Consider the following 219-nt stretch of genomic DNA (forward strand, 5'->3'; position numbering starts at 1 on the left):
GAATGAGTTTTTGGATCCATACAAGGACAATAAAAGGACACCATGCCCATCAGAAAATCAACATCTTTACCAACATCATGATCTACATCAACTACACCGCCATGTAGACCCTCGTAAAACATCAGGTCTGTATTTTGCTCAAGATCATGCCAAGGGGTAAATGTCCCAGGTAACTGGTTATAAGGCACGGATTCATCAAAGGTGTGTATAGATCGACGA

1 pseudogene is annotated in these 219 nt (G+C 41.6%); it reads right to left on the reverse strand.

What is annotated here, in order from left to right:
• Window positions 1-219, reverse strand: a pseudogene (locus tag CWC30_RS18155) (phosphoribulokinase); the annotation flags it as partial.

Origin of the sequence: Pseudoalteromonas sp. S4741 (assembly GCF_005886135.1) — a bacterium.
GTDB classification, from domain to species: Bacteria; Pseudomonadota; Gammaproteobacteria; order Enterobacterales; family Alteromonadaceae; genus Pseudoalteromonas; species Pseudoalteromonas tetraodonis.